This is a genomic window from Acinetobacter pollinis (assembly GCF_015627175.1).
Classification (GTDB): domain Bacteria; phylum Pseudomonadota; class Gammaproteobacteria; order Pseudomonadales; family Moraxellaceae; genus Acinetobacter; species Acinetobacter pollinis.
On record NZ_VTDQ01000073.1, the window covers coordinates 1 to 4,297 of the forward strand.

General features: G+C 43.0%; 1 protein-coding gene. It reads right to left on the minus strand.

Annotated elements, in window-relative coordinates; all coding sequences use genetic code 11:
* Nucleotides 1-4,297, minus strand: a 4,297-nt coding sequence (locus I2F23_RS13580; RefSeq protein ID WP_407648035.1) for a beta strand repeat-containing protein, incomplete at both ends; no start/stop codon positions are given.

Here is a 4,297-nt window from a genome sequence, read left to right on the forward strand (position 1 = left end):
CACTTGGACCGTTTAAGATGGTCAAACCATCATTATTAATCGTCGTGTTGCCAGTAGTTACACTAGTAAAGGTTGCATCTTTAGCAAGACCAACAATTAGGTTGCCATCACTGTCAGTTGTGGTTTTAATGTTCGAACTATCGTATTCACTATCATCCTTAGTTCCTGTTCCTTTAATGGTCAAGGTTTCACCTAAGTTTTTATGAATTGTACTACCAGAGTTCGCTGCAAAGTTTAACCCTGCATTAGTTAAGTTGGTAGTTGCTGTATCTAACTGTCCTTTATTTACAGCATCCGTAGAGTTTACGCCATCTGCGACATTGGTAATAGTTTTACTACCAGCGTCAATTCCTGAAGATGTAACACTTGGACCGTTTAAGATAGTTAAACCATCATTATTAATCGTCGTGTTGCCAGTAGTTACGCTAGTAAAGGTTGCATCTTTAGCAAGACCAACAATTAGGTTGCCATCACTATCAGTTGTGGTTTTAATGTTCGAACTATCGTATTCACTATCATCCTTAGTTCCTGTTCCTTTAATAGTCAGGGTTTCACCCATTTGCTTATTAATGGTATCCCCTGAATTTGCTGCGAAATTTAAACCTTTATTTACAGTTGTATTTAAGGTATCTACAGCTTGATTTGTTGCATAAAGCTGACTTCCATTAATTGCATCTGTACTGGTTGAGCTAACACGTCCAGCAGCAAGATTAGTTAATGTACGTTCATTACCTGCACTACCTATAGATACGGTACTTGTAGGACTCGTTCCTGCATATGTATATGTCGTTCCTGCTACTGTACCACTTGAGGTCGCTACCGTTGCAGCTGTACTTGAATTAGAACCTAAAGCAACATCGTTCGCATTATTTGCAACACTACTAGAACCTAAAGCTAAGCCATTTGTTGCAGCACTATGTGCGCTATTACCTAATGCTACACCGCCAGCAGCATCTACATTTGACTCATATCCTAAGGCAACAGAACCTTGTCCAGTTGCTGTATTAGTATTACCCATAGCAACAGCACCATCACCACTTGCTGTGTTTCCAGCACCTATTGAAACTGCCTTACCATTTTTTGCCACTGCTGCAGAACCAATTGCAACAGATTCTGCAGATGTCGCTTCAGAGCTATCGCCGATAGCAATGGATTTATTTCCTGATGCAGTTGTTGTCGTTCCTAAAGCAATTGCACTTGTCGCAGTTGCCGCAGAGTTTGTACCTTGTGCAATCGTATTTATTTGACTTGCATTAGCTCCATAACCGAAAGCAATCGCAGCAGAGCCAGTTGCATTCGATGTATTACCAATTGCTGTCGCGTTTGCTGCACTTGCATTTGATGTATTACCTAAAGCAATGGTATTTGCTGCATTTGCATTTGATGTATAACCAATTGCTGTTGCATTTGCGCCTGTTGCATTTGCGCCATTGCCTTGTGCAACTGTATTTACTGCTGTTGCATTTGCACCATTACCTTGTGCAACTGCGTTTGCTGCTGTTGCATTTGATGTATTACCTTGTGCAATTGCATTTGCTGCTGTTGCATTTGCACCATTACCTTGTGCAACTGCGTTTGCTGCTGTTGCATTTGATGTATTACCTTGTGCAATTGCATTTGCTGCATTTGCATTTGCACTTGTACCTTGCGCAATTGTACTTGCTGCACTTGCATTTGCTGTATTACCTACAGAGATAGAGTTAGTACCAGTTGCCATGGCACCTGTACCTTGTGCTAGAGAGTTTGTACCTGTCGCATTTGCTGTGTTACCAATTGCTGTTGCACCTGTTGCACCTGATGCACCTGCAACTGAATTTGTACCTTGAGCAATCGTATTTGCTGCAGTTGCATTTGCTGCATTCCCAACCGCAATTGAGTTCAAGCCACTTGCGACTGAATTTATACCTTGTGCAAATGAGTTTGTACCACTTGCTGTTGCAGTATTACCAATCGCAGTCGCACTTAAAGCACTTGCAGTTGCATTTGTACCTTGAGCAATCGCGTTGGTTGCACCAGCTGCTACTGTTGCGCTATTACCAATTGCCATTGAACCTGTAGAAAGACTACTTGATGTCCCTTTTACTGCGGCTCCACTACCCAATGCTAAAGCATTCTGTGCGTAAGTAACACTACTGCCATTACCTTGAGCAATAGATTGTGCAGAGTTTGCATCTACATTTGCTGTATTACCTAAAGCAAGTGACGATGCAGAGTTTGCTCCAGCACTTGTACCAATTGCTGTTGTATTTGCAGCAGTTGCATTTGCTGCATTACCAATCGCAGTCGAACTTGAACCACTTGCGGTAGAGTTAGTCCCCTGAGCAATCGCATTAGCAGCAGCAGCATGAGCTGTATCACCAATAGCAATACCACCCGCGACATCTACATTTGATTTATAGCCTAATGCAACAGAACCTTCTCCAGTTGAGGTATTAGTATTACCTATGGCAATTGCACCATCACCATTTGAGGTATTATCTTTACCGGTTGCAACTGCGCCTGCACCTGTTGCACTATTTGGGTCACCAATTGCTACAGCACCATCACCACTTGCTGTATTTCCAGCACCGATTGAAACTGCCTTACCATCTTTTGCTACTGCTGCTGAACCAATTGCAACAGATTCTGCAGATGTTGCTTCAGAGCTATCACCGATAGCAATCGATTTACTTCCTGATGCGGTTGTAGATGTGCCCATAGCAATAGCACTTGTACCACTCGCATTTGCAGTATTACCAATGGCTGTTGTATTTGTTGCATTTGCTATAGAGTTTGTACCTTGGGCAATTGAGTCAGAACCACTCGCATTTGCAGTATTACCGATAGCAGTTGCCCCTGAACTACTTGCTGCTGCTTTTGTACCTTGTGCAATCGTATTTGCGGCACTTGCACTTGCACTATTACCAACGGCAGTTGCATTTACACCACTTGCACTAGAGCTTGATCCTTGTGCAATGGCGTTGGTTGCACCAGCTGCTACTGTTGCGCTATTACCAATTGCCATTGAATTTGTAGAAAGACTATTCTCACTTCCTTTTACTGCTGCACTATTTCCTAGCGCTAAAGCATTTGCTGCATAGGTAACAGCACTATTAGCACCTTGCGAAATAGCTTGAGCTGAATTTTCATCTACATTTGCTGATGTACCTAGGGCAATAGTATCTTGTGCTGCTGCCGTAGTGTTATTACCAATTGCATTTGCTCTAATACCATTTGCAGTAGATTTATACCCTAATGACATTGAGAATGTACCAGATGCTTTTGAATCACTTCCTAAAGCAATTCCACGATCACCTGTTGCACTTGCAACATACCCAATAGCTGTTGAAGCATTTCCAGATGCAACCGTACTAGTACCTTGAGCAATAGAGTTCATATTCGATGCGTTTGCATTGTTACCTTGTGCAAATGAATATGCTCCAGTAGCTTTTGCTGAATTGCCTAACGCTGTTGCACTTGTATTACTTGCAACTGAATTTGTTCCTTGTGCAATTGAGTCAGCACCACTTGCATTTGCAGTATTACCTAAAGCAACGGCACTCTGTCCACCAGCATTTGCAGAGTTACCTAATGCACTTGCGGCATTCCCAGACGCTACTGTACCATTTCCTAAAGCAGTAGCATTTGTATTTGATGCATTCGAGTTATTACCAATGGCGGTTGAAGCGGAACCTGTTGCTTTAGAGCTGGTTCCTTGAGCGATAGAATTCGTAGCAGATGCATTAGAGTCACTCCCTAAAGCAACGGCATTTTGTCCACCAGCACTCGCAGAGTTACCTAATGCGCTTGCGGCATTCCCTGATGCTTCTGTACCGTTCCCTAAAGCGATAGCATTTGTATTACTTGCATTTGCCGTATTACCAATGGCAACAGCGCTAGAATTGGTTGCTTTAGAGCTAGTTCCTTGTGCAAATGAATTTGTTCCACTTGCTACAGCACCATTACCAATCGCTGTTGCACTCGTACCAGTTGCTTGAGCACCACCGCCACCAGTTTTTCCACCTAAGGCAACCGAGTTACTTCCTGTTGCCTGTGAATATACACCTAAAGCAACGGCTGCACTACCACTTCCTATAGCATTATTTCCCATAGAGATAGCGGCCTCTCCACTACTGGTAGCTCCAGAACCAGCTGCAACAGATACTCTACCCGAAGCATTTGCCTGATTTCCTAATGCTGTAGAGAACTCACCACCAGCACTGGTTTGGTAACCAATAGCCACTGCTCTATTTCCACTTGAACTAGAACTTTCACCAATAGCAATGGTGCTATAGTTAATAGCTGAAGCTGAGTTACC